Genomic DNA, 2,856 nt, shown 5'->3' on the forward strand with positions numbered 1-2,856 from the left:
CTCCACAGCCTCAAAAGCATCGGTTCGGTACGTGAATCTGGCGCCGAGGCGGTGCTCCGGCTTCACAGTCACGCTGACCGGATAATGAGTGGCCTCGACGGCAGTGACATCGTCGATGCGGAATTCCTCGAAAGGCACATGTCCGTAGTGGAATCCGGCGATGTCGATGGGATAAGACTGGAACACCATCATTGTGTCGAACAGCGGGCCGAGGCCCACTGCATTCTGAATATCATTGAGTCCCAGGTGATGATGGGCAAGCAGTGTCGTTCGCTCCGTATGCAAGCGGGTCAGCGCCGCCTCGATCGACTCCGAGTTGTCGAGCCTGACGCGGACGGGAACGGTATTGACGAACAAGCCCACCATGTCCGCAACTCCGGTGAGTTCGGCGGGTCGACCGGACACCGTCGTGCCGAATACGACATCGTTGCGACCCGCCGAGAGGCCCAGAACGATCGCCCAGGCGAGTTCGCAGATCATATTCACTGTCACCCCGAGCCGACGGGCCAGATCCACCACCAAGGCGGTTCGATGCTCGTCGAGTTCGACGGCATGGTCGTGCGACGGAACCGTGATCTCGCGCGCCCCACCGTTGCTCGACAACAGAGTCGGCCCGTCGAGTCCCGCTAGGGCCCGCTGCCACTGACGCATCGACTCTCTGGTGTCTGTGGTAGTGGCCAGCCAGACGAGGTAATCACGGAACGGCCGTCCTGTCGGCGCATCGGATTCATCGCCGTAAAGGGCGAGCAGGTCGCGCAGGAGCAGCGGGGTAGACCAACCGTCGAGCACGATGTGGTGGCTGGTGATGACCAACCGATAGTCGCGATCGCCGACACGTATCAACGTGAAGCGGATCAGCGGTGGTGCACTGAGGTCGAACTTCGCAGTTCGGTCCGCCTCGGCGATTCTGCTGAGTTCGTCTTCGACGTCGGGGCATCCGACGAGGTCGAGCGTCGTCCAGGGAACGTGGACGTGCCCGAGGACGACCTGAGCGGCTACGCCGCTCGGGGTGATGGTGAACGCTGTGCGTAGATTGGCGTGCCGGTCGACGAGCACATCTGCCACGCTTCGCATCCGCTCGATGTCGACATAACCGACCAAGGTGAGCGTGTATTGTGGAACGTAGACGTCCAGCGAGCTGTCGGCAATCTCCGCGTGATACATCAACCCGAACTGCAACGGCGTGAGCGGCCACACGTCGACCAGGTCGGGAAAGTCGAGCTCGAGTGACTCGACGTCGGATTGCGGCAGGGTGATGAGCTCGAAGTCCGACGGTGTGTGTCCACCGAATTGTGTTGTAGCGGTGTACCCGGCAAGTGCGGTCAGCCCGCAACGCCACAACTCCGCGAACTCTTCGACCTGCTCGCCGCTGAGCATCTCAGTCGGGTACAGGATCTGCAGGCCGAGCTGTCCGCCGATGACGATGGCAGTTACGTCCAGGACGGCTGCCGCAGGAGCGTCAGGGACAGTGGTCCTCCACTGCCACAGTCCTCGTGAGGGCAGCCAACTGCGATTGGATTGATCGGCACGCGCGTCACTCTCGATGACGCGGCCGAGGTAGTTGAATCTGATCTGCGGGCTGGCGTGCGTCGAGAACTCAGCGCCGGTGGCGTCGTTGAGATGCCGAAGAAGGCCGTAGCCGATGCCTTTATTCGGTATCGCGGCCAGCTGTTCCTTGACCGCTTTGACCGAGGACGCCATCGATGAGTAATCACGCATCGTGCCCTGGGGATCGATCCCCGCAAGATCCAGCCTGACCGGGAATGCACTGGTGAACCAGCCCACGGTCTGGGATAGATCAGCACCGGGGAGCAGCGATTCCTGACGACCGTGATGTTCGAGGGTGATCAAGGTGGAGGGTTCGATGACACCCCGTCGGTTGCGCCACACAACGACTGCCAACGCCAGAGTGGTGAGCAGGATTTCGTTGGGCCCGCAGAAGAATTGGTTCGGCGCTGTGACGAGGACCTGCTCGGTCGTCACAGCGGACAGCTGCAGTTCGACACGCTCAAGGGTCGATGCTCGGTCGATCGTGGGATCGACTGGCCGCGCTGCCAGTAGCGGGTCCGGTCCGTCGGCGATACTGCGCCACAGCGGAGCCTCGCCTGTGATCGAGTCGTCTTCTGCCAGGGCACTTAAGCCGTGCGCCCATCGGCGTAGCGATGTGCCATGTTCGGGCCATGCGGGCTGGTGCCCATTCGAAACCTGTTGCCATCCTGTGGCCAGGTCGCCGACGATAATACGCCAAGATACGCCGTCCACAGCCAGATGGTGGACCACTAGTGTCAGCGTGCCTCGTCGATGGCTTGCCGCCGTCGGTGTGGGGTCGAGCCACACTGCCTGAAGCATCACGCCGCCATAGGGATCGAGTCGGTCCTTAGCAGCTGCGATCTCCTTGTCCAGGAGTGCGGCCACTGCGTGGTCGGAGAGCTCGGGCCCGAGCGCTACGCGATGGATCGCTACATCGGCGGCATACGGATCGCCGCAGGCCAGCACGATGCGTCCAGAAGGTTCGTGCACTAGCCGGGCCCGCAGTGCATCGTGGCGGGCGATCAACGCCGACAGCAACGTGACCAGCTGAGCCTGGTTGATCTCCACCGGAAGATCGACCGCCATCGACTGGCTGAAACGGGAAATGTCCCAACTCATGTCGACCAAATCGCTCGCGACCGGTAACAGTGGCAGGGTCCCCGTGCCTCCTCCGGGAAGTTCTTCCAACACGATTGCGCTGCGGTTCGGCATCGCCGCCACGCGGGCCAGTTCTGCAACCGTCTTGTACTCGAAGATGTCTTGGACGGAGATCCGTAGGCCGCGACCACGCACTCTCGACGCCAGGCGTATCGACCCGATGCTGTC

General features: G+C 62.3%; 1 protein-coding gene. It reads right to left on the reverse strand.

What is annotated here, in order from left to right; all coding sequences use genetic code 11:
- Positions 1-2,856: condensation domain-containing protein (locus ACT89H_RS29265; RefSeq protein WP_445111898.1), on the reverse strand; the 2,856-nt coding region annotated here is incomplete at both ends.

It is taken from the genome of Nocardia aegles, assembly GCF_052545135.1.